The sequence below is a fragment of the Pseudoalteromonas maris genome (genome assembly GCF_049257235.1).
GTDB lineage: Bacteria > Pseudomonadota > Gammaproteobacteria > Enterobacterales > Alteromonadaceae > Pseudoalteromonas.
This window is the reverse complement of record NZ_JBMMUF010000009.1, coordinates 77,471-101,715: the sequence shown is the minus strand read 5'-3', so window position 1 is coordinate 101,715 and position 24,245 is coordinate 77,471. Positions and strand designations below refer to the sequence as shown.

Here is a 24,245-nt window from a genome sequence, read left to right as displayed (position 1 = left end):
ATTAGCTCGCGAAGTTAGGTTTTTTTCTGCGTCCGTCTAATAGACTAAATACATTTCCATCACTTTTTCTGTATTTAGTAACCCAGCCGCGTACTGTTGATTCTCCAACACAACAATCCTCTCCGATTAGCTTAAGCGTTTCACTTATCAATTGGTTTGCCTCTTCACCTGCTTTGATTGGTTCTGCTATGAATTGATTAACCAGCGCTATTTTCATATTAAGCTCACGCTTTTGCGATTCAGCTAAGAAAGCATATGTAGCTCTTGCTAACTCTTCGTCTATTTCAGAAAAAACCATGGGTTTAAGTAATCCCTTTTTGTGAAGGCGCTGAAGCTGATAATTGTTATATCCGCACTCTGTTCCGTGTTTCACATCTCTAAATACTGAATAACAAGAGCTTGAGTAAGTCACTGAAACAAGAGTGTCGTCTAAAATGAATTTGCTATTTATTTTGAACATGATGAGCTCCAAATAAACGTATTGCTATTAATGAATTTTGATTCATCAGATACATGCAAACGCTTGTGTGCGAGTAGGAACCACACTTTTTGACCGGGGTAGGAAATCCCGTTATCACGTAATGAATCAATTAAAAGCAACAACGGTACACCCTTGTTTGCACTGAGCAGCTCAGCTACTTTTTCTACTTCTACAAGTTCATCTTCAGGAAAGTAATTATGGTAATGTCTGAAAAATCGCAAAATATTCGCTGTAGAATCTCCGGGACAAATGTCATGCTCAGTTTTAATTTCGAAGCAGCATTGCTCAGTGTTTAGTTCATCAGCAACTATCGCTAATTTGTCTCTTATTTGTGATTTTTCAAGCTCCGAAGACTGTTTGACTTCAGTACAATACAAGGTAGGATCAGCTAGAGTGTATTCAACATCGTCTGTATATCGACAACCCAAGCGCACTATGTATTTTGAAGTACACGCTGTTGTGACGTATTTAACTTGCGGATCAATGAGTAACTTTAAAACAAACAATGTTTCTAACGAGCTCTCAGCACGTAGCATATCTGGGCCGTCTGATTTTAAGTTAGGAATGAAACTCAAGTTCGCCCACCACGAAGACGTACTCGAAGGTTTTGCTTTTAAGTGCTGGCTTTGTGTTCCTTTATTCATCTCTGCTACCAAAAAATTTGATTTAATAAACGAATAGCAAAGAAATTAATTTGATCAAATTCCTATATTTTTCAACAACATAATATACTAATAATTAAATGAACTGTCATTGTGATGAAGTAGGGGATAGAGGTATGAAAAACCGGAAGTTTTTAACGCGGATGAAATTTCGATATTTACATACCGGATATGGGTAAACCCGCTATATAATTGAATTATAAATAGAATTATTTTTTTGTAATTTTCTTACATTTTTTTGGATTTAGCTTCCCCACCAAGCAAGAGGAGCATAAGAGAGGGTTGTAAAACTACTAGTTTCGTCAGCAAACAGTGGATATTAATTGGAAGTAAATTTAATCTTGCCCACATTTGATAAATGTTGATATTTTGAGCTGGTGTTTTTCAGAGCACTGATGGCACAACACAATTTTACTTAATAATGCTTTGGCTACGTGCCAATGTGCTAAGGAAAAAATATGAACATATCAGCAATCGAGCTGGTGTTAGCTAACACCAATTCAACTGTCGTAAGACAAAAACTTCCCCGAACCACCTACGGCTCTAAAGATACAATAATTCAAATCATACGCGATGCAGTTGATATGGAAGAGTCCATACGAAACATTTATGCTTTTGCTTTAGAGGGTAGACCAGGCGCTGGCCGTGATAGTTACCTGGCATTTCTAGTTGAATATCAAAATGACCATTTTGATCTATTCGACGACAGCGAAATGAATATGGGGAATACATCAAGAGAATTCGAAATCATATCCATCGTGCAGCATATGTCACTGTTGGCAAATCCTAATCACTTGCTTTATTCAGTCAAGCGCCTGCCATATCAGTTAAGAGATTTGCCGCCACTTCAAGCCGCATGCATGGTTAAAAGCCACTCATTCAAACCGTTATTACCCAATTGGCAAACATTTCTGGCTACTTTCAACAAAAGTCAGCAGCTATGTCCAAAATCATCGTATCAAGCGAGTGATTGGGAAGTTCTTTACGATGAAGCAAAATCAGCATTGAGAAATGCAAAAGTGTGTTCTATTCACCAGTTTATCAGCAATCTAACAGAGTATGAGCAACTAAATTTAGGGATGATACGGGGCAATGAGTTTATAGTCTTTATCAGCACCAAGGGAAAAGAGTACCAGATTTCTTTTGTGCCCGTTGATAATGCTTACGCTGTCTATAAACAAATAGAAAACTATTTACCTGAATTTGTATACGGTGATTTTTTACCAGAGTCTATAGTTCGAAGTCCTGGTCAAAGATTACTGTCTTTAAACAAGACAGAACTAATACCCGCCAACCAAGATAATTTAAGTTGGATGTTTAGGGAATATTCAACCTGAATTTGATGTTCAATTTTATTACCGGGCACCTTGAAGCAACGCACCTAGTTGTAGCAAGGTGCTTAAGTTTGAATAGGAATATTAAAAATGAAACTAGAAGCGGCCCTTATTGGATTAGTTGGTGTCATCATCGGGGCTATTTTAGCCACCGCAAAGGTTTGCTCTTACCGAGAATATCAAATAGAGTATGATGAACCATTGGTGCTTTTTCTAAACAATAAATAAGGATGTTGTAATTAATGGAACAGGATTTTATTTTTACACAACAAAGAGAAAATTGCCGCAATTTAATATTGTTTATTCATGGTTTTACAGGCGATGTAGAACACACATGGAGAAATGATAATGGTTCTACATTCCCAACGTTGCTCAGCCAAAATGAAACTATTGCTGCAAACTTCGATATTGCATCCTATAGCTATTTTACTAGTCTCACTAACAAATTAGCTGCTGCTAAAGAGAAATTTCGTAAATTTAAGAACTTCCTTCGCGGTAAGACTCATACAAAAGAAAAAAACCTAGATATTAAAGAACTTTCGAGCAATTTAAGTAATCACCTTCGATTTACATTATCTCAATATGACAATATATATGTTATTGCCCATAGCATGGGAGGGTTGGTTACTAAATCAATGATTATTGATGAATTGAAATCAAGTGGTGAAACAAAAGTAAAATTGTTCATTTCCTTAGCCGTTCCTCATATGGGTGCTGAAGCTGCTTCGATAGGGAGGTTATTTAGCTCTAATTTACAGGTTGATAATTTAAGGCCTGTATGCGACTTCATTGGTTGGCTAAATCAAGAATGGATAAACTTGTCAAATAAGCCTAGGACTAAGTATTTTAGAGGAAGTTATGATGAGCTGGTCAGTAAAGCAAGTGCAGTCGCTATAGACGATCAAGAGAAAGATATAATCTCGGTGGCGCGAGATCACACATCCATTGCAAAACCAGAAAGTTCAAGCTGTATTGTTGTAAATGCCGTTATACCTTTTATTGAAGAAACTAGAACTTACGTAAAGCTAAATGACGCTGGCTATCAAAAGTTAAACACTGAAGAAAGTAGTTTTGATGACCAGCTTTTTGTAATAAAGCTAATAATTGGGGATATACATTTAGATACTCAGGAAACCGCTAAAGAGCTTTATTTTAATGCTGAGTATGTAAGAAAGTTGTTTAAGTCTAGGTATGATAAGCAAAAGCTAGAAGAGTTATTTGTAAACATCCGTCAATTATATAAAGATAGTTACTGTAAATTTTTAGCAAATGATAAAATAAATTCAGGCCTTCTTTTAAGTGAAGTATATGAAAAAATTTCAGATGAAGACTCTAGATTACTAAAAAGCTTGATACCGACTTTAAAAAATTACCATAAGAAAGGAATGCTGCATCAACTAGCCAATGAAAAAGAACTAGATATATGGTGGACTGAAAGCAAGTCAATTGACATGGAAAACAAATAAAATGGCATTACCTTTCCTTGAACCTGAGTTGGATATCCACGCTAATTTAGCAACTGTAATTATAATTGTTGAAAGTTTATGCCAGACAAAAAGAGGCAAATTAACTCTCAATAATGGAAAACTTCATGCCTACCTGTATTTGGTTCAAAACCCTGTTGTCTGTAATCAGTTTTTAAATAGTTTAGGAAAATCTTCTGTAATACTGGACTATCAGGATACATTTTCTGTTAATACATTAGCTCCGAATTTTGATGCATTGTTTGATCGGGAGTCAGTTAAAGCACTGTTAACAATTTTAGTCGCCAATAAATTATTAGAAATTATTTATAAAAAGAAGGGCGGTTTTTTTTATAAGTTAACTTCACTAGGTGTAGAGGCTGCGGCTAAGCTTACTGATGACTACTTTTATAACATTCGATTGATTTGTCAGAGTTTATATGACGTGCAATCACTATCAGAAAATAAGATAAACCAAACATTAAACCAAGTTATTAAGAAGGGAATCTGAACGTGAGTAGCATTCTTATAAATCAATTAGTTGTTGTTGGTCGAAGAAAAAACTATACAGTTAATTTTAATCCGGGTGTGAATATCATTTATGGTGATATTGCAACAGGAAAGTCCAGTATATTGAATCTTATAAATTATCTGCTGGGAGCTAAAAAATTTGATACCTATCCAGAAATAGAGGCAGTGGCGCGTTATGCAGTCTTAGATGTCTACCTCAATGAAGATAGGTACACTATAAAACGAGATATATTTAACCCATCGGCGTTGATAGAAGTTTATCCGTGCGAATATGCTAAAGTTGAAGAATTCGCTTGTAAAAAATATATCCCTAATTTTAAGAAGTTAAAAGAACAGGAAGAATACGAATTTTTCTCAGATTTTCTCTTGTCCGCTCTTAATCTCACAAATATAAAAATCAAAGATGCACCAACCAAAGATAACTCTGGCTTGAGCAGACTAAGCTTTCGCGACATTTTTAAATTTTGTTACGTAGATCAGGACGATTTAGGTAGTAAAAGGTTTTTGCATAGAGGTGATTATTTCTTAGAGAGTAAAGTAGCGGAAGTATTCAAATACTTATTTAATACATTAGACAGTCAAACAGCTGAGTTAAGCCAAGAAATATCATCCAAGTCATCTGAACGAAGTGAGATTGAGCGAAAATTCAACAGTGTTTCTGAGTTTCTTAGAGAGTCTGGTTTTGGAAGCTTTGCCGGGCTAGATAACACGGTTACGAAAGTTGACTCAGACATTTCTGACTTAAAAGAGCAGATTAAATCGCTGAATGAACGTGCGATTGGAGACGATGATATATATCAAGCAGCTAAATCTGCGTTAGAAGAAATAGAAATCGACTTACAATGTAAACAAAATGAAATTTCCCAGCTTGCAGACAAGATAGAAAGATTCACTCGCCTTAAAAATGATTACTTGACGGATATATCTAAATTCAATGCCTCGGTTTCTGCTCGAAAAGTTATTGGCGAAATAGACCAAGAAGTTTCATTGTGTCCAGTTTGTGACAATACACTTGAAATTGAAGTAGCTAAGCAAAGATTTGAAATCCCTGAAGCAGAAAAAGTCAAACATGAAGTTAACTCCCTGAAAAGACGTGTTAGGGATACAGAAAATTTAATAAATGAAAGCCGTAAGCAATGGGAAATTTCTAAGGCTAATCTAATTGAGTTAGTTTCACAAAGGAACAAAGCAAGGAGTGTAATTGAAATACACACTAAAGACATTGTTTCGCCTTATATTTCCGAAAGAGATACTTTTGTTATTGAGCTTGGAAGATTAGAGCAAAAAAGAGCTGAATTAGTTTCACGATTAAAAATTAGAAATCAGCATAACTTATTAAATAAAAAGAAATTATCCTTAGATAAGGATATCGAAAGGTTGAAAACGCAGTTAGAGGAGCTAGAAAAGAAGGCTCCTTCTATGGATGAAATACTCAGCAGTATGGGAGATAGCTTAAAAGATTACTTAGACTTTATTAGGATCAAAGACCCTACGGGGATTTTGCTCACCCGCAATAAGTTCTTCCCTGTTGTTAGGGGCGTCGATTACCAAAATATTACATCTGGAGGGTTGAGAACAATTATTTGTATAGGTTACCTCTGTTCATTTATGGCAGAAGCTTTATCTCGACAAATGAGTTATCCATCTTTTCTAATGATTGATACTGTTGGTAAATATTTAGGTAAGACAAAAAGTAAGTATGCGGAAGAGACATCAGTCACCTCAGATTTAAATGAGGGTGTGTCTGATCCAACAAAATATCAGAACATATTTCAGCACATAATTAATCTTGCCGAAGAATATGAAAACTCAGGTGAAACATGCCAATTTATACTTGTCGATAATGATGTTCCTAGCCATATTATAAGTGATTTTGAAGGGTTTATCGTGGCACATTTCAGCTCGGAAAGAGAGAATGGTCTACCTGTAGGTTTCATTGATGATGCTGAAGTAAACTATGATGTTGAAGCTGAAGAAGTAACTATAAACCTAGAGGATAATAAAGGAGATATCTCTTCTGGAATTCGAAATAATATGGAAGAGTAAGAGTTAGCAAGTTTCTAGATTAGGTTGGATGTATGGCTTCACTCGAAGAGGGAACGCTTCAAGCTAACGCCTTTAGTCACACTGGAAGATGAAAGTGGCATTAGATGTGAAGGTTGGAATTTAGGGCAATTTATATGAGTGAAATTAAATCAAATGCATTTGGGATATCAAACGTTGTCTAATTCACTCGATAAGAAACCTGCAATCTCTGATTTAAAAGCAATGAATTTGTAGAAAAGCATTAATGGCAGAAGTTTAAAGTCGAAGAGATGAATCAAAACTCAACGAAATTAAAATTTGTTTGTCAAAAGTGACTAAGACTCCCAATTACAGATTTGAAGAAGATGTAAATAGGCAGGTATTTAGTTGAATATATCGTAACGAATACTGAGCCAGGGGAATCTTCGAATGTCGGTAGTGCAAGAGGAATATCGTCCGAATGTCTTGGTGATTTATTTTGATATTTGAATCAAAATACTCACACTAGCTGTTCTATGTTCACGGAGCTTTGTTTTTCTGGCTTTGGAGCTGTTCTCAAGGCTGGCTGACCGGCAAAAGTGAAGAATCAGTTTGGTGACAAATTCATTTCAGGGCTAAAAAGCCGAGGCTGAGGAGTTTGCCTTTGGGTAAATCCCAGCTGCAACATAAAATAAACAATAAAGTCACATCTCAGAATGCAAAGCCAATTTAAGAATAAGAGGTCATTCTGAGTTCTCATGAGAATCACCATCATTCTGTCTAACCATGGAGCCGCTTTATCTATATTAATAGTTAATTTAACATAACATAAATTATAAGATATTAACTATATGGTGATTCTATAATGCACTTTATGTCCAATACTAGACGGTATCGGACATTTTCAACGTGCATTATGATCTTCATGTAATGTTTGGCACTTATACTGATTACGTGTGAATTGATAACAACATTTTGCGTACTACATGCCTAACTACTTGTATTAAAGAGTCTTACATATTGAGCAATCACAATTTATCGCATAGTATTAATCAAAACACGAATAAAAAGATGCATTATGGAATTTGTTCGTCCTTTAGAGCCCATTCTTATTATCGATGATGATAAGTCGATGCGACGCTCCTTGAGTACAATTCTTACAGAGCTCGGTTATGACCAGATCTGTGAGACCACTGATATCAGTGATGCTACACCTATCATTAAACAAATCGAACCCCGCGTGATTTTTGTTGACGTTGCACTTCCAGATTCTGATGGTTGTGACATTGTTAGTTATTTAAGTGAAGCCAATCCTCATAGCCAAATTATTCTTTGCGCTGATCACAATTCCTTTGAAAACGTAGAACATAATTGGGAATTCGGTGCACAGGAATACATCAGCAAACCTTTTAACGCCAATAAGGTTGATATGGTTATGAAGCGATTGGAGCTTAGTTAAATCACATGAGAGAAAAATTAACGCAATTAACGCTTGGTCTTGCAGACGTTATTTTTGGTAAAGAACAACAAATTAAATTGGCGTTATGTGCCATGCTTGCTCGAGGCCACTTGTTGTTAGAAGACTTGCCCGGCATGGGAAAAACAACACTTTCTCATGGTTTAGCGCAAGCATTAGGCATGAGCTACCAACGAATTCAGTTCACCAGTGATTTACTCCCAGCAGATATTCTCGGTGCAAGCATCTTCAATACCAAAGAACAGCAATTTTCTTTTCACAAAGGCCCCATATTCAGTCAAGTTGTACTGGCCGATGAAATAAACCGAGCTGGCCCAAAAACTCAAAGTGCGCTTCTCGAAGCAATGGAAGAAGGCTGTGTGAGTATCGATTCTGAACGTTACATGCTCCCTACTCCTTTTTTTGTCATTGCAACGCAAAACCCACAGCACCAATCTGGCACATTCGCGTTACCAGAATCGCAATTAGACCGTTTTTTCATGCGGTTAAGCCTTGGTTTTCCGCCAGCTGATGCAGAAAAGTTGCTTATTAAAGGTATTCGGCCACAAAGAGATGAAGATAAACCGGCCATAGTTACCTGTGACGTGCTCAAAAAAATGCAAAGCCAAGTGGACCAAATCACAATTGCCAACACGGTTGTTGATTACATTTTGGCGTTAGTAACAATCACTCGCCACGATAAAGATATTGCCCATCCTCTGTCACCGCGTGCGAGTATTGCATTGGCTCAAGGAGCCAAAGCATGGGCGTTTATCGAAGGCAGAGACTTTGTTATGCCTGAAGATGTACAAGCTGTATTTACCAGCATTTGTGAACATCGTATCAATCCGCATGATTCATATAGCCAAGCAAATTTATGTGACGATATATTACGACGGGTAAAGGTGCCCTTGTAATATGTTTGCCTTTGTTCACAAGGCGATGGCTCCACTGACTAGTTATATTGAGGCGCTGTTACTTCGCAATAAACACAAAAAGAAGCGAATCACTCTAGATCACAGTACTTTGTATGTTCTGCCATCCAAGCTTGGGATGTTTTTCTTGCTGATTGCTGTGCTCAATTTCTTGCTTGCGACCAATTATCAAAACAACCTCATCCATGTTTGCGCCTACTTAATGCTGGTGTTGGTGTTAATGTCGCTTATTCAGGCCTATGTAAATATGAAGGGATTGACCATTGAATTCGTTGATATCCCAGATTGTTTTTCAAACCAACCTTCGGCAATGAAGCTGCGGGTTAAAAATGAATATCGAACCAGCCATGCAATAAAGATTAACTGGCAAGGGACCTGTGTGTTGGTGGACTATGCAGATGATGTAATGAGTGATGTAGTCATCACCTGTCATAATGATAAAAGAGGTAAATACAACGCACAGCGCATGAAAATTTCCTCCACTTTTCCTTTTGGTCTTGCACAAGTGTGGAGCTACCTCGATACCAACGCGCCCTACTTTGTTTACCCTTCACCGCTCAACCATTCGCAATCACTCGCAGTGCACGACAGCGATGAAGACAATGCAGCGCAAAGTAAACATGTGCAATCAGGTAATGATGAATTTGATGGGCTTAAAGAGCAAAAGCATTTTGTTGATTATCGACGTATATCTTGGAAACATTACGCCAAACGTGAACAGACCCTCGTTAAAGAGTTTGTAACAGAATCGAATCAATCGCGCATTCTCGATTTTGCTCAGTTCCAAACGAATACAGAACAAGCACTATGCATGATGGCTTACTCGGTTGAAATGGCAAAAAATAGCCAGACACCTTTGGCTATGCGCTTACCAACAGCATCATTTGGGCAAGAAAACAGCGCGACACACTATCAAAAGTTATTACGCGCGCTCGCTACGTTCAATCAAGGTGCCAGCTGATATGGTCAATTTTGCGAGTATCATTCTGAGTCTAATCTACATTGGCATTTTGGCGCTTATCAGCGACGAATTTCCAACCATGCTGCTCAGTGTTTTACTGCTTTTGTGTTTATGGAACTTACTGTTGGCTACGGAAAGAACACAGCGCCCCGGGCCCTTGGTGATAAACTTACTTGCAGCTGCCTTACTTGCAGTGTTGTTTATCACAGTGACCCTCAAGCAAAACGTACTTTTGTTCGTGACCATGCTCTTGCAAGCGAGTATTTTAAAATTATTGCAAGCTAGAACCGCTCATACTCTAAAAAACGTCGCAGTATTAACCTTCTTTTGTATATCAACCGTATTCCTATTTAAGCAATCACTGTATGCAAGCGTTGCTGTTGCATTGTTTTTCATTGGCCTCACCGCTGCACTGGCAGCATTAAGTGGCGTAAAAAAATCACGCGTTGCGTTTGTTAAGGCGTTTCAATCCTTACTTGTGGCACTACCGCTCGCTGCCATTATGCTGGTATTCGTGCCAAAACTCCCCGCATTTTGGAAATTACCTGGCGCAAGTTCGGCCAAAACAGGGTTAAATGAAAAAGTGGACCCCTTTAATATCGCGAGCCTCGCAAAATCAGATGAACTTGTTTTTCGCGCTGAATTTCCAAACGGACCTTCCCAAGGTCCTTACTATTGGCGAGCAATATTACACGAGGAATTTGACGGAAAAGCGTGGAATAAGCGTGATGAGCCCATGCGGTTAAGGCTTCCATCAGAACAAACGCAAGGCACGAACAGCGCGACGATATATCTAGAAAAGACCAGTAACCGATGGCTTTATACTTTAGGGTACGGTGAAAGTAACTCCGATGAAGTACATAACCTGCGAGATGGGTTATTACGTAGAAAAAATATGACAGCATCGAGTTTTCAATATCCACTTAAATATAGTTTTTATCAGACAAAAGTACTCAACGACACATTGGTCGACTACTACACCGCGTTACCACAACAAGGTAATCCACGTTCGCGTGAGTTAGCGCGCAAATTAAAGTTACAAACCTCCACAACTGAAGAGTTTATTGGTGCACTGTATCAATATTACGCTGAGCAAGGATTTAGCTACACATTAACGCCAACACCTATCACTGGCAGTGACTCATTAGATATTTTCTTAACGCAAACACAGCGTGGCTTTTGCGGTCACTATGCCAGTGTCAGCGCGTTCATTATGCGCAGCGCCGGGATCCCTGCTCGATTAGTGTCTGGCTACCTCGGTGGTGAGCAAATTACCAAGCAAAATTATCTTGCCGTGTATCAATATGACGCTCACGCATGGGTCGAGTATCATGATGGCGAGCAATGGCAACGCTTTGATGCCACCGCTGTGGTCGCACCAGAGCGTCTCAATGGTTCATTATCGCAAGTGCAAGAATTACAACAAGAGTTTTTAGACAATCTAGATTTTGGTTTATTGCAACTGGGCAGTTTCGAGAGTCTGCAATGGCTTAGATTAAAACTCGAAGAAATGGACTATACCTGGACTAAATGGGTGTTGGGTTTTGACCGTGAAAAACAATCCACCATGCTTAAAGATTTGCTCGGCAACCGACTTGCTCAATATAGCATGGTGATAGTGGTGCTGAGTATCGGGTTTATTCTCTTGCTGTTGCTAATCATTCACTCTCGCAAGCCCAAAATCATAATGAGCTTCAGCGCAATACAGGTGAAAAAACTATTTGATAAAGCCGAGGAGCTAGGCTTACTGAGTGCCCATCAACTAACACCATTACAACAGCTTGATTATTTAGCGAAACAGCATCCGAATTTGTCACAGCACATCCATCTCGTAAAAACGTTGTATGTAGAAGAAGCGTATCAACAACAACAGCTTGAGAAACAACAACAGTCTGAATTAGCTAAAAGCGTTAATCTAGTAGTTAAATCACTACGTTAGTTTTATGTATCAAGACTAGTGTGTTGATCAACCCCACTCTTACCATTAACACCGTAGTCGAGAAGTATATATTTGCTAAATTGTATGATGTGTTCATTTTAGGCGTGTGATAAAAAGGAAGCATACGCTTCCTCTTATTTAATCTTTGAAGCCATTGAGCATTTTGTCACACACAACCGGTGTTGGTCTGTGGTTTTCATCAACGGCGACAAAGGTAAAACTGCCACTAATAGCTAGATGCTTATCGTCTTTGTGCATCGTTTCTAAAAAGATATCTACATCAACTTTTAAACTGGTATTACCAACATGAACAACCTTTGAAACAAGTTCAGCAAACGTGCCTGCTGGGATTGCTTCTTTGAAATCCACCCTGTCTGACGAAATAGTTACCAGTGGTTTACGGCAAAAACGTGTTGCTGCAATAAACGCAACTTCATCCATCCATGCCAATGCATCACCACCAAATAGCGTATTGTGATGATTCGTACGCCCTGGAAACACTGTTTTCGTTACGTGAGTAATTGAATCTTTTATGCGCTGCTTAACAACAGCTTCTTTGTCAACAAGGTTAGTCATTCGTGCTAATTTCGCTCGCTAATGTATCTATCATTAATAACTGAGGGTCTAATCGGGTGTTAAACCAATTAAAACGCCAATCTAAATGGGGGCCGGTCACCCTTCCCGTAGCGCCTATTTGGCCGATAATGTCTCCTGTAGAGACTTCATCGCCAAGCGATACGTTGAGTTTGTGCATATGAATATAGGTCGAAGTAATCCCATAACCATGATCCATAATTACAGTACCGCCTGAATAATATAAATCAGGCTGTGCAAGCACCACTTTTCCGCTCAGTGGTGCATAAATAGGTGTCCCAGTTTTATTCGCTATATCAAGACCAAAATGCGGGCGTTTAGGCGTACCATTAAAGTAACGTTGACTGCCATAAACACCAGAAATTCGACCAACAGCGGGTTTGTAAACAGGGTTTAAAAAGTCTTGTCTGTTAGATGCTTGAGATCGCGCAGATTTCACCAGCGCTGCATCTTTTTGAATTCTATCGAGCACCTCTTTTGGTGGCGATACATACTTGCGCTCAACACCTTCAATACGGTCGATTTTATAATCTCGCTTGGCAATGCTAAAGTTGATGGTACGCCATTGTTGCGCGTCATCTAACCATTTCAATTCCTGGCTTTGATTTGCATCACGCCCCACACCAAACACGAAATACCCTTGTTCGGTGAGTTGCAGTTCGCGCTTTGCAAACATCACTTTTTTGGCTTGAGGGATCTGCCCTACTAACATTGCCCCTTGCGTCATCTGACCGCTGACAAAGGGAAATGGTAGAGACGATGAAGCTGCAACACATATTCCAGTGTATGCACTGAGACATAATGCACCAACAAGGCGAATCAGATTACGCATAACTGATTGAACCTTTACCCACGCCTTCGTAGGCAGTCACTTTTATTTTACTGTCTGGGTGCTGCTTTTTAATTTCTTGAGCGATAAAGTCACTGATCAGCTCTACCGTTGTGTCACAGGGTAAAACGTCTACTCGTTGCGCGCTCATTGCAAGCTCGAACAATCCCTGCGTTGATTCATAGCGGCTACATACATCACCGTCTTTCGCCGTTATATGCTCTAGTTGGGATGCATCAACCTTGTCTTCTTCACTTAGCAAGTAAATGTCTTGCCAACGTTCACACCATTGTTTGTGCAGCCGAGGCATACGCATACCGTCAATTTCGATACCAATAGTACTTCTGTGACCGTGGACAATACGCTGGCAATTGCCATCGTGCTTCTTTAACCCATGTGAATAATGATAATAGAAGCTATTACTCGGTTCCGGTCGCAATACAATGTCTATGCCTTTCACATTATTAGGAAGTTGCGGCAAGATTAGCGCCTTCAAATGCTCGGTGATGGTCTTCTCGTTAATGACATCAGCATTTATTTTGCTTATTGCTTGATGTGGTGCAGTCATCGCTATGTGGTGACCGTCCCCAAACTGCGCATCAAAGGTACAAAGGTGTTCTTTTTCTGAGAAACTTATATCGGCCAACATTGGAATTGCGAGTGAGTGGTCAACACTGTCATCAATAATGCGTTTCACTTGCTTCTTAACCAATGCAAAATCTAAAACCATAGACTCTTCATTCAAATCACCCTCTAACGTTAAATCGACGATCCAACTCTCTCCAACCGGACCACGGTTGGTGCAAAAATAAGAAAAATCGATAACTGTAAGGTTATTGACGAAAAGAATCATAAGATAGCCTATGTCGCATATGTGAGTTTGTAGCAAATTATACAGGTTAGAGACCTACATTTCCCCCCTTTTACTCTTTGAAATAGCAATAATTCTTAATAAGACCTGCTCTTTACACTGCTGTCACAGTAATTACACAAAACTTCTATAAAAATACACGAATAAATCACTGCTCAGAGTTGTTTAGCGTACATGTGTACGCTAAAGTACCCGCAGATTTTTAAAACGATAAAGTGTGTTATGGAACGTAAGAATAGCTACTCAAAAGAAGATTTAGTTTTATGTGGTGAAGGCAAGATGTTTGGCGAAAACAATTGCCGCCTACCTAGTGACAATATGTTAATGATGGACCGTATCGTCTCCATTACAGAAGATGGTGGTGAACACGGTAAAGGTTACATCGTTGCAGAACTAGATATAGACCCATCACTATGGTTCTTTGATTGTCATTTTAAAGGTGATCCTGTAATGCCAGGCTGTTTGGGTCTTGACGCTATGTGGCAACTTGTAGGCTTTTTCTTAGGTTGGTCTGGTGGCCCAGGTCTTGGCCGCGCGTTAGGTGTAGGCGAAGTTAAATTCACAGGTCAAATCCTGCCTACCGCTAAAAAAGTAACCTACCGCATTGAAATGAAACGCGTTATTAAACGTAAATTATTCATGGGTATGGCTGATGGTACAGTTGAGGTTGATGGTCGTGTGATCTACGAAGCAAAAGACCTTAAAGTTGGCTTGTTCCAAGATACTAGCGCATTCTAATACCACTGGGTATCGCCGTATACTCAGATGCAGCGCACAATGACTGATGTGATAACAAGATAAGATCTTTTTAATACAATTGTGTACTTAGAACCATCTTAGTGACGTTCACACATTATTTAGCCTGCTCGCACACTGTGCCATTTTGGTTAACTTGTCTAAAGTGCACACAGCACAGCAAGCCATAAAAAACGCCGCTAATTAGCGGCGTTGTTCATTCAAATTCAAATTAGACTTTATACATTGATCGTTCTTCTATGGCTTCTCGCCATCCACCGAGCCATTGAGAGCGCGGGTCGAGTTGTTGGTAGGGGCAGTTTTCTTTTGAGCGGCCTGCCAAGCCTGCTTTGTAACCTTGAGAATGGGCGCGTTCTAGACGATCACGTTTTTGTCTCTTCATAGGTAAAGTCCTCACCATTTATAGTTTTCGTACTGTGTAGTTTTTATTCTCTACACGTAATGAATAGTTAATAAAACCGTCACATGCAATGTTTAAAATTTGACCAGTCGTATTGACATTACGTAACTGGCTGACAGTTCTTTTAAATTAGTTCGAAAAAAATTTTTGGTCGTACCTCAAGTTCGCCGACCGTTTACTTGGACTCTTTAACAACAGATTCTCTTTGGTGTGGTTCACAATGTGTTGAACACGCGTGAAGGTAATCAAGAGTTACATCACTAAAAAACCACACTGGATGTAGACTGCAGAAACACCATTAAGTTCCCTTGCCCACAACTTCAATTTGCCGTCATTCATTGCATATTTCAAGCTTAATTTTTGCGGATATTAGAAATAAATAGTCGGATAAAATCGGGACGATAAAGCACAAAATAAGCGCTTCGAATAATGCAGATCTTAGCCTCCTAAAAACATGTTAATTTTTGCATCAACTATGTTTTTTTGGGTTTTTAGCAAGAAAATTATCTGGCTGACGACTACACAAAGAAAATTCGCGGGTGTTTTTGTATGGTAGCTTCATAAATCCAGCAACACCAACCCCGTCGATGCTCATGGCATATTGCATAATTTCATTGAGTAACTCTTTGAAACGCAGCTCTTTGCTGGCATCGAGCAAGCGATAATAATGGTGTATTTTTATACGCTGCTCCAATGATTCAAAAATAATACACCCTGTGTGATGAATTTTATTGAGTTCAAATACGCTTTGTATGACCTTTTTTGGCAGTTGTAACTGCTCATCAGGGTCTTTGCCATCTTCAAAATATGAGTGAGGTCGCAGCGTCTCCGCTGTTGGGATGTCGATAATGTCATAGCTGAGCGTTGGCAAAGAATCAAAAATAAAAGCACCACTGTGATCCCGCTCTAATTGGATGGTTTGCCTTGCATCAAACAAACAGCACTTGAATAAGCCTTTTTGCTCAATTCCTTGGGCTAATTTAATGGTGTTATCGACCGCATCCTGAAAGGCTAACTCGAGCGTGTGGTCGTACAAAATAAGGCTCGACTCAACAAAGAGGTTGTCGTGTTTCCAATGAAAACTTAAGCCGCCCACCACCGGATACTTTGCAAGACGGCTAATCGAGGCTAAAAATGCCTTTTCGGTATCCCCGGTATCAAATAAAAACTCACGGTAGTAGCGCTCTAATTGGGCGTCATTTACATCAACTAGCCGATGTTCACTATCAGCTTGGCGTAAAAATTGTTTACGTGAGCTATACACAACAGTATCTGGCAAAATCGTTGCCTGTGAACACCAAAAAGGGATCATCGCTTTGCTAGGCTCCCTATGCTCATCTGGAATATAGGCTTTTGCCATCGCCGGCATGTTACGCATAAAGTAATCCCCGGCTTGATCGCGAACCCCCTGGTCTTTTGACAACATACCGTCTATAACCTTGGCAAATTCCATCGGTAAGCCAAGGGAGCTCGCTGGGATCACCTTTGCACCGAAGCGGCATGATTGCGCAGACGCCAGTGCATAGAGGGTTGAGGCAACACCTTGCTCATCGAATCTTGGCGACGATTTTTCTCCTGACATTTGCTCATCACCGATGAAGTAAACATCCCCCATACGCGCATTGGTGTTAGTGATATCTGAAGACATCAAATCCATGATGTTCGCACCAACTGGATCTCGACACTCGTCTAGCTGCGCATAAACAGAGCTGCCCCAATCTACTAAAGACAGCACTTTTGTGACGGGATCCCATACCAAATTAGAAGGTTTAATGTCGCCATGGACAACCGGCGAGCGTGCAATACCATTTTTGTGTTCACGCAACACACACAACAGGGTATGAAGCTCCAACGCCAAACTCACTACTTGGTTGGCGCTAAATTTGCCTGAGCGAATAGAAAAGTACTCTAGATCATGGCCCTTAGAGCGCGCCATCATCAAAATCCCCTGCTTTTTGATGCGTTCAAAAGCAAAGTATTTTGGGATCATGGGATGATCAAATCGTGACAGCATGAATGCTTCATCTTCCAATCTGTCACGAACAGACTGTGCCAATGTTATGCGTGAAAATTTAAACACCCATTGCAGGTGTTTTTCATCGACACCTGCGAATACAAAACCAAACGCCCCTGAACCTATCAATTCAACATCATGATAGCCAAGCATGGTTAACTGCTTAATACAGATGTTGAGCCATTGCTTATGTTTTTTCGCATCACGATGTGAAAGCAAATAAATTGATTGCTCTTCATTGATGTAAAAGTTGGTTATGGGCCTTTGTGCCACAGACACCTCAGTCTTTTGTAACGCTCTGTCTAGTTTACGCTTTTTTGTGTACCTCTGAAATAACACGAAACAATTTAAATGGTTATTTACATTGTCCGAGCATCGAGAATATCGTATTGTTTATTCACTAATTATTAACATTAACTGAAATGGAGTTCTGATGAAGAAAATCCTACTCGGCGCTGCTGCTATCGCTGCTATTGGTGGCGGTCTTTACTACCAACAAACACAGCAATCAGCCCCTAAAATTACCATGGCGCAATTAGATTACGTGCCAGCAGATACTGTTTTATTTGCCTCTCAGCTCACCCCTTTCCCGTATGAAAAATACAGTAATCTGCTACCAACATTAGCACCAAATGATGATTACAAGAGTCAATATGAAGAGTTAATACAGGCATTTGAACAAAGCGGCGAACAAAACCCTGCTTCTGCCTTTATGCTCTCCTTACTGAGCAAATATGAAGCTGCAATGTTAAATAAAACAGCAGATAAAGTGTGGGGTCTGGGTAAAGAGTTTCGCTACCTTGCCTATACCATTGGTATGACCCCAGTCATTCGTCTTGAGCTCGCATCCGGTGACAACTTTATAAATACGTTGAAAGCGTCTGCGGATGAATCTGGTTTAAGTTACAGCGAGCACACGCTCCACGGTGTAGCCTATACACGCTTTGCTTTGGCTCAAGATAGTGCCGGTTCCATTGATCTTATCGCCAGTAAACAAGGTCAATGGCTTACGTTGACCTTCAACTCAAGCATGTTTAACACTGAGGAAGACCTTGAGATTGCGCTCGCGACGAAAAAGCCCGCAGTTGCATTATCATCGACCCAAAAACTACAAAATTATGTGAATAAATATGATTGGGACGGCAGCTCAGTGAACTATATTGATAACACACTGCTGATTTCTGCTTTGGTTGCTGATAAACCGTCACGACTATCACAAATGATCGATACGTTTTTGGCCGCTGCTGGTGATAACACGGCGCTTGATGCTATTCGCACACCTGGATGTAAAACAGACTTACCCAACATCGCGGCAAAGTTCCCCGCTCTTGTATTTGGTACGTCTAAATTTGACGTGACACAAACATATGCAGAATATGACATCGATATGGTTGTAGAGAGCACCGACGTACAATTGCTCAACTCGATGGGGCAACTACGCGGCCACATTCCTGCGCATATTACTGATAATTCATCGGGTATGTTTAGCCTTGGATATGGTATCGATGTCTCAAAAATTTCTTCATTTACTAATACCATCTGGCAATCGTTCACTCAGGCTGAATTTCAGTGTGAGCCGCTATTAATGGCCCAACAACAAGTAAAACAAGCTAACCCAATGGCCGTAGCCATGATGTCAGGTATGTTGGCGGGAGTTAAAGGTGTCAGTGTGAGTATCAACGACATCAATGTTGATTTAACTAACCCTGATGTGCCAGATGTAAAAAGTATTGACGCAATTGCAACGCTGAGTGCTGAGGATCCTCTGACCCTATTAAATGCTGGGAAAAGTTTCAATCCTCAATTAGCTAATGTCACAATCCCAGAGGACGGCACAGCGGTATCGCTATCTGAATTGTTGCAACTGGGCGACCAACTAGCTTTTGATGTAAAAATAGCGATTAAGGGCAACCACATCACTGTTTTCACTGGCAACAAAGCAACCCAGACAGCTAACCAGCTACAAACCGAAACGTTACAGGCAAATGGCTTGCTCGGTATGGGAATGGATTTAGCGCCATTAATGAAACTGATGGTTGACGCAGCAAAAACAACAGGAGAAGAGTTACCACCTGAATTTGAGATGTTGCTGGAGCAGAACATTAAAGGAAGCTTTAATACCGACATTACAGACCATGGAATACAGCTGAGCTCTAGCGCTCATATCAGTAAAAACTAAAAAAAAGGCGGTCAACTCACAGCTGACCGCCTTATCCACACTATCAGTGTGTTATAGACGAATACCACCGTCAATTTCAACAACGCGTCCGGTAAAGAACTCATTCTCAAAAATGTACTTGGCTGTATGCGCAATTTCTTCAGCCTCGCCTAAACGGCCCACTGGTTTCATTTTAACAAGGCGCTCTTTAGCTTCAGGTTTCATTGCATCAGTCATCTTGGTACGAATAACCCCCGGGGCGATAGCACCTACACGAATACCAAAACGACCTAGCTCTTTAGCCCAGCTCGTTGTCATTGCAACAACGCCAGATTTCGCAGCTGAATAATTAGTTTGCCCCATGTTACCGGCACGAGCGACGCTACTCATATTGATGATGACACCGCCCTCGCCACTTTGCACCATGTGCACTGCTGCTTCTCGGCCACATAGGAAAACGCCAGTTAAGTTAACGTCAATCACTGACTGAAACTGCGACAGCGACATCTTATCAATCACCTCGCCGTCTTTAGCCTTGATAAATAGGCCGTCACGGAGAATACCAGCATTATTAATTAAACCATGGATAGCGCCAAAATCACGTGCAATTGCAGCAAATGTTGCTTCCACTTCTTGTTCAACACTGACATTCGCAACATAGGCTTGTACTTTAGCGTCTTTGTTTGTAGTTTCGCTTTTTAACATGGCCACTGCTTCGTCAAGCAACGCGCTGTCCATATCAATAAGTGCTAATTGAGCACCGTTTTGTGCTGCCATCCTTGCCATTGCAAGGCCTAGACCTTGCGCGCCGCCTGTGACAACAATTGTTTTATTCATTAAATCCATAATTACTTCTTCTCAAATAAAGTGAAGATTGAGCTGAAATCTTGCTTACCTGCGCCTTGGTTTTGCAACATGGTGTACAGGTTTTTACTCATCGCGCCAAGTGGCGTCGCAGAACCTGAATGTTGCGCCGCTTCCATTGCAAGACCTAGATCCTTAGCCATCAAATCGACCATAAAACCAGGCTCATAATTGTTACTGGACGGTACTGATTCTATGACACCTGGACACGGGTTATACAGTTCCAACGTCCAGTTACGACCCGAACTATTAAGCATTATTTGCGATAGCACCTTAGGGTCTAAACCATGATTTATACCCATTTGCAGTGCTTCACTTGTGCCCGCCATAAGAATACTGAGGAGCATGTTGTTGCAAATTTTTGCCACTTGCCCAGCACCGATATCACCCGCGTGGAAAATGTTTTTGCCCATGTTATTGAGGACAGGCTCCACTTTTTCAAACACACTTTGTTCGCCACCGACAATAAATGTCAATGTACCGGCCGCCGCACCTGCGACTCCCCCTGAAACAGGCGCGTCAACAAAAGCGATACCTTTATCACGCAGTGTGTCGCCTACATGTTTTGCACTTGCTGCGTCGATGGTCGAACAATCGATCACCACCGTATTCGAAGCAAGATGGTTAATAAGTCCATCTTCACCCAAATATAACGAAGTCACATGCTTTGCCGCAGGCAGCATACTAATAACAAAGTCAGCGCCTTTAGCGACATCAGTGGAATTTTTACACGCGGTTGCGCCATCATCACTGAGTTCGCTTACTGCATGCTGGTTTAAATCAAATACATTTACTTCGTGGCCTGCTTTTACAAGGTTACGTGCCATTGGCCCGCCCATGTTACCAAGGCCGATAAATCCAATCTTCGCCATTACACTCTCCTACACTAGGGTTTCAAGTGGATGTTTTTCCCACTTTGGCGCAAAGAACTGCTCAACAACATCATCTGGTACACTCTCTAGAGTCGGAAACTGCCATTTAGGAGTCATGTCTTTATCGATCAACAATGCACGAACACCCTCTTGGAATTCACCAACCTCACAACAATGCACCGACATACCCAGCTCCATTTTGAAGCATGCTTTGAGTGATAAACCCTGAGCACGCTTTAATTGCTGATACACTAAATGAGCGCTCAGAGGACAGCCATTTTGTAGCGTCTTAATCGCTCGAGCGAGCCATTTGTCCTCAGTTTGAATACTCAATAAGTAATCAACTTTTGCGGCTAACGTATCGTATTGGGCAAGCTTTGCGATGACATTATGGTGTAAGCGCAAGCCGCCCTTTTCCATTGCCTTGGACTCACCATCAAACTTTGTCAGTATTTGCGTCAGCTTGTCATGATTGAGGCCCGCTGTTTTGCCCCAGTTTTGCTCACACAATACAGCCAGTACTGAGTCGAACTTATCGCTATCGATACTATGATCAGCAAGTGCAGCATGGCGTGCATCGTCCGCATTCATAATGGCACCAGTTAGGCCAAGAAACAGGCCTACTTGATCTGGCGCTTTTTGCAGGAAATAACTACCGCCAACATCGGGGTATAAACCAATGGTGATTTCAGGCATTGCTAATTTTGAACGCTCGGTCACAACGCGATGACTCGCCCCCGCCATCAAGCCCATACCACCGCCCATGATGAAGCCATCACCCCAGACGATAACGGGTTTGTTGTAGCAATGAATGGCGTAATCTAAACGATACTCTTCTGTGAAGAACGTTTGTCCATAATTTTGTGGCTCACCTGTTGCCATAGCGCTGTGGAGACTCACGACATCACCACCTGCGCAAAATGCTTTTTCACCCGCGCCTTTGATGACCACTAACGCAACCTCATCGTCATTTGCCCAGTGTTTAAGCTGCGCATCTAACAGGCGGATCATGTTAAGGTTTAGGGCATTGAGCGCTTTAGGAACATTCAGAGTTGCAAGTCCAATCTTAGCGCCGTTTGAACACGGCGCTAACTCATATACCACCTCTGAATCTGTATCGTTGAGAGGGATAAGAGAGTCCATTAGCCATTCACCCAATTTGCTTTACGCTTTTCTAAAAAGGCGTTGACGCCTTCTTTTTGATCTTGCGTGTCGAAAAGTTTAACGAACAACTCGCGCTCCAGTGGTAGTGCGCTTGTGATATCGCCATGACGGCCTTTTTGGATAAGCTCTTTACAGTAACTAACCGCCACAGGGCTTTGATCGCCAACTTGTGATGCTAGCTCTAACGCTTTATCCAGCGAAGCGCCTGTAGTAACCACTTCTTCAACTAAGCCAATTTCACAAGCTTTTTCGGCTTTAAGGCGCTCACCACATAAAATCATGCGCTTTGCCCAACCTTCACCAACAAGCCATGACAGGTTCTGTGTACCACCAGCACAAGGCAACAAGCCTACTTTGGCTTCAGGAAGTGCCATTTGTGCTTGCTCTTCTGCAATACGAATATCGCATGCCAATGCCACTTCTAAACCACCGCCCATTGCAAAACCATTAATGGCAGCAATAGAGACACCACGGAAGTTGCTCAGCGTTTCAAATGCGCTACCAAATACCTGAGACATCTGTGCAGCAACGCCTTTATCGCCACTTGCGAACAGGTTTAAATCAGCACCCGCTGAGAAAAACTTTTCACCTTCACCAGTAATCACTAAGGCATACACGTCTTTGTCTGCATTTAGCTCATTAACGATGTTTGTAAGGCTCTTAAGCGTCTCTTCAGTCCACGTATTAGCAGGTGGATTACTCATAGTTAATACCGCAGTATTACCCTGCTTTTGTACCTTAATTTGTGCGCTCATATTCCCTCCTACAGAATTTCGTTTACTTCGTCAGCTAGGATGCGACGTGCAACAATTAGGCGCATAATTTCATTTGTGCCCTCTAAGATTTGGTGTACACGTACATCGCGCAAATGACGCTCTAATGGATATTCTTTGATATAGCCGTAACCGCCGTGAATCTGCAGTGCGTCATCACACACCTTTACACCAACATCCGTTGCAAAGCGTTTAGCCATTGCACAATAAGCTGTCTTTTCACTGTCGCCAGAGTCGAGTTTAAATGCGGCTAAACGCACCATCTGACGCGCAGCAACAAGCTCTGTATTCATATCAGCAAGCTTGAACTGCAATGCTTGGAACGCAGCGAGCGGTTTACCAAACTGTTCACGTTCTTTAAGGTATGCTTTGGCAGTGTTGAGTGCCTGTTGTGCAGTACCAATTGAACATGTCGCAATATTAATGCGTCCACCGTCTAGACCTTGCATAGCAAACTTAAAGCCTTCGCCTTCATTACCAAGTAGATGATCAGCTGGAACACGAACGTTTTCAAACGTCACAAGGCGTGTAGGCTGAGCATTCCAGCCCATTTTTTCTTCTGCTTTACCATAGCTAATACCTTCGGCGTCAGCTGGCACCACAAATGCGCTAATGCCTTTAGGACCATCTTGTCCTGTACGCGCCATCACCACTAAAACATCGGTGCTACCAGCACCAGAGATAAACATTTTAGAGCCTGTGATCAGGTAATCGTCGCCATCTCGCACTGCTTTGGTTTTTAACGATGCAGCGTCGGAACCGCTACCAGGCTCAGTTAAACAATACGACGCGAGTTTTTCGCCCGTTACCAGCTCTGGACAGTAAGTGTCTTTCGCTGTTTGCGTGCCAAAGCTTGCAACCATCCAAGTCGCCATGTTGTGAATCGTCAACATCGCTGTCGTTGCTGTACAACCTTTTGCTAGCTGTTCAAAGATGATGCTTGAGTCTAAGCGTGAAAGGCCCAGACCACCGGCTTCTTCAGGCGTGTACAACGCGCAAAAGCCTAGCTCACCGGCTTTTTGAATCGTTTCTTTTGGGAAAATGTGCTCTTGGTCCCATTTTGCAGCAAATGGTGCCATCTCTTGAGCAGCGAAGCGCTCTGCCATATCAGCAAACGCAAGTTGATCTTCTGATAAATTAAAATCCATAACTTACTCTCTTGTACTGCATTGTTCAGCGGGCGA

The 24,245-nt window shown here is 41.1% G+C and carries 23 protein-coding genes; 11 read left to right on the top strand and 12 right to left on the bottom strand.

The features are described from left to right. Position 1: 1 nt before the first annotated feature. Both AAEU32_RS12830 and AAEU32_RS12825 read right to left on the bottom strand, forming a co-directional pair. Positions 2-460: a hypothetical protein gene (locus AAEU32_RS12830; RefSeq protein WP_421970930.1), complete on the bottom strand. Its 459-nt coding sequence runs from the start codon at positions 458-460 to the stop codon at positions 2-4. After that, positions 448-1,125, bottom strand: a complete 678-nt coding sequence (locus AAEU32_RS12825) for a PDDEXK family nuclease (RefSeq protein WP_421970929.1) — start codon at positions 1,123-1,125, stop codon at positions 448-450. The genes AAEU32_RS12830 and AAEU32_RS12825 overlap by 13 nt, the downstream gene beginning before the upstream one ends. Before the next feature lie 476 nt (positions 1,126-1,601). Between AAEU32_RS12825 and AAEU32_RS12820 the strand changes: the two genes are divergently transcribed. The 9 genes from AAEU32_RS12820 to AAEU32_RS12780 all read left to right on the top strand — a co-directional run bounded on the left by AAEU32_RS12820 (position 1,602) and on the right by AAEU32_RS12780 (position 11,766). Beyond that, positions 1,602-2,480 carry a hypothetical protein gene (locus tag AAEU32_RS12820; RefSeq protein ID WP_421970928.1) on the top strand — a complete coding sequence of 293 codons (879 nt, stop codon included), beginning with the start codon at positions 1,602-1,604 and terminating at the stop codon, positions 2,478-2,480. Between the two features lie 87 nt (positions 2,481-2,567). Beyond that, entirely contained in the window at positions 2,568-2,705 is a 138-nt protein-coding gene (locus tag AAEU32_RS12815; RefSeq protein WP_421970927.1) for a hypothetical protein, read from the top strand. Positions 2,706-2,719: 14 nt separating this feature from the next. Continuing rightward, the gene (locus AAEU32_RS12810; RefSeq protein WP_421970926.1) at positions 2,720-3,943 is read left to right on the top strand and encodes an ABC-three component system protein; all 1,224 of its coding nucleotides are present in this window, start codon (positions 2,720-2,722) and stop codon (positions 3,941-3,943) included. A gap of 1 nt (position 3,944) precedes the next feature. Further along, positions 3,945-4,451, top strand: coding sequence for an ABC-three component system middle component 4 (locus AAEU32_RS12805; protein WP_421970925.1), 507 nt, complete (start codon positions 3,945-3,947; stop codon positions 4,449-4,451). Positions 4,452-4,453: 2 nt separating this feature from the next. Next, positions 4,454-6,517 (top strand): hypothetical protein, encoded by a 2,064-nt coding sequence (locus AAEU32_RS12800; RefSeq protein WP_421970924.1) that lies wholly within the window; start codon positions 4,454-4,456, stop codon positions 6,515-6,517. A gap of 1,036 nt (positions 6,518-7,553) precedes the next feature. Beyond that, the gene (locus tag AAEU32_RS12795) at positions 7,554-7,934 is read left to right on the top strand and encodes a response regulator (protein ID WP_421970923.1); all 381 of its coding nucleotides are present in this window, start codon (positions 7,554-7,556) and stop codon (positions 7,932-7,934) included. A 5-nt stretch (positions 7,935-7,939) separates the two neighbouring features. After that, positions 7,940-8,848, top strand: coding sequence for an AAA family ATPase (locus tag AAEU32_RS12790; RefSeq protein WP_421970922.1), 909 nt, complete (start codon positions 7,940-7,942; stop codon positions 8,846-8,848). A 1-nt stretch (position 8,849) separates the two neighbouring features. Then, positions 8,850-9,827 carry a DUF58 domain-containing protein gene (locus AAEU32_RS12785; protein ID WP_421970921.1) on the top strand — a complete coding sequence of 326 codons (978 nt, stop codon included), beginning with the start codon at positions 8,850-8,852 and terminating at the stop codon, positions 9,825-9,827. Position 9,828: 1 nt separating this feature from the next. Then, positions 9,829-11,766 (top strand): transglutaminase TgpA family protein, encoded by a 1,938-nt coding sequence (locus tag AAEU32_RS12780; protein WP_421970920.1) that lies wholly within the window; start codon positions 9,829-9,831, stop codon positions 11,764-11,766. Between the two features lie 138 nt (positions 11,767-11,904). Here the strand turns inward: AAEU32_RS12780 and AAEU32_RS12775 are convergent, their stop codons facing one another. The 3 genes from AAEU32_RS12775 to AAEU32_RS12765 are packed head-to-tail and all read right to left on the bottom strand — an operon-like array spanning position 11,905 to position 14,042. Then, a complete protein-coding gene (locus tag AAEU32_RS12775; RefSeq protein WP_421970919.1) occupies positions 11,905-12,342 on the bottom strand; it encodes an acyl-CoA thioesterase in 438 nt (145 codons plus the stop codon). Beyond that, positions 12,335-13,192, bottom strand: a complete 858-nt coding sequence (locus tag AAEU32_RS12770) for a M23 family metallopeptidase (protein ID WP_421970918.1) — start codon at positions 13,190-13,192, stop codon at positions 12,335-12,337. Before AAEU32_RS12770 ends, AAEU32_RS12775 begins: the two co-directional genes overlap by 8 nt. Then, on the bottom strand, positions 13,185-14,042 hold the full coding sequence (locus AAEU32_RS12765) for a 6-carboxytetrahydropterin synthase (protein ID WP_421970917.1): 858 nt from the start codon (positions 14,040-14,042) through the stop codon (positions 13,185-13,187). Before AAEU32_RS12765 ends, AAEU32_RS12770 begins: the two co-directional genes overlap by 8 nt. A gap of 240 nt (positions 14,043-14,282) precedes the next feature. Between AAEU32_RS12765 and fabA the strand changes: the two genes are divergently transcribed. Next, positions 14,283-14,798 (top strand): bifunctional 3-hydroxydecanoyl-ACP dehydratase/trans-2-decenoyl-ACP isomerase, encoded by a 516-nt coding sequence (gene fabA / locus AAEU32_RS12760; protein ID WP_421970916.1) that lies wholly within the window; start codon positions 14,283-14,285, stop codon positions 14,796-14,798. Between the two features lie 229 nt (positions 14,799-15,027). On the opposite strand, the gene rmf is transcribed toward fabA, so the two are convergent. Further along, entirely contained in the window at positions 15,028-15,198 is a 171-nt protein-coding gene (gene rmf / locus AAEU32_RS12755; RefSeq protein WP_421970915.1) for a ribosome modulation factor, read from the bottom strand. Between the two features lie 487 nt (positions 15,199-15,685). Next, positions 15,686-17,503: a protein kinase domain-containing protein gene (locus tag AAEU32_RS12750; RefSeq protein ID WP_421970914.1), complete on the bottom strand. Its 1,818-nt coding sequence runs from the start codon at positions 17,501-17,503 to the stop codon at positions 15,686-15,688. Positions 17,504-17,663: 160 nt separating this feature from the next. On the opposite strand from AAEU32_RS12750, the gene AAEU32_RS12745 reads away from it, so the two are divergent. After that, positions 17,664-19,409 carry a hypothetical protein gene (locus AAEU32_RS12745; RefSeq protein WP_421970913.1) on the top strand — a complete coding sequence of 582 codons (1,746 nt, stop codon included), beginning with the start codon at positions 17,664-17,666 and terminating at the stop codon, positions 19,407-19,409. 51 nt (positions 19,410-19,460) lie between these two features. Here AAEU32_RS12745 and AAEU32_RS12740 read toward each other — a convergent pair whose 3' ends face one another. From AAEU32_RS12740 to AAEU32_RS12720, 5 genes are read right to left on the bottom strand one after another with little or no spacing between them, the layout of a single operon-like run. Further along, positions 19,461-20,234, bottom strand: coding sequence for an SDR family oxidoreductase (locus AAEU32_RS12740; protein ID WP_421970912.1), 774 nt, complete (start codon positions 20,232-20,234; stop codon positions 19,461-19,463). A 2-nt stretch (positions 20,235-20,236) separates the two neighbouring features. Then, on the bottom strand, positions 20,237-21,124 hold the full coding sequence (gene mmsB / locus AAEU32_RS12735; RefSeq protein ID WP_421970911.1) for a 3-hydroxyisobutyrate dehydrogenase: 888 nt from the start codon (positions 21,122-21,124) through the stop codon (positions 20,237-20,239). Between the two features lie 9 nt (positions 21,125-21,133). Continuing rightward, positions 21,134-22,267, bottom strand: coding sequence for an enoyl-CoA hydratase/isomerase family protein (locus AAEU32_RS12730; protein WP_421970910.1), 1,134 nt, complete (start codon positions 22,265-22,267; stop codon positions 21,134-21,136). Beyond that, positions 22,267-23,043, bottom strand: coding sequence for an enoyl-CoA hydratase (locus AAEU32_RS12725; protein WP_421970909.1), 777 nt, complete (start codon positions 23,041-23,043; stop codon positions 22,267-22,269). The genes AAEU32_RS12730 and AAEU32_RS12725 overlap by 1 nt, the downstream gene beginning before the upstream one ends. A gap of 8 nt (positions 23,044-23,051) precedes the next feature. Continuing rightward, positions 23,052-24,209: an acyl-CoA dehydrogenase family protein gene (locus AAEU32_RS12720; RefSeq protein WP_421970908.1), complete on the bottom strand. Its 1,158-nt coding sequence runs from the start codon at positions 24,207-24,209 to the stop codon at positions 23,052-23,054. Between the last annotated feature and the right edge of the window lie 36 nt (positions 24,210-24,245).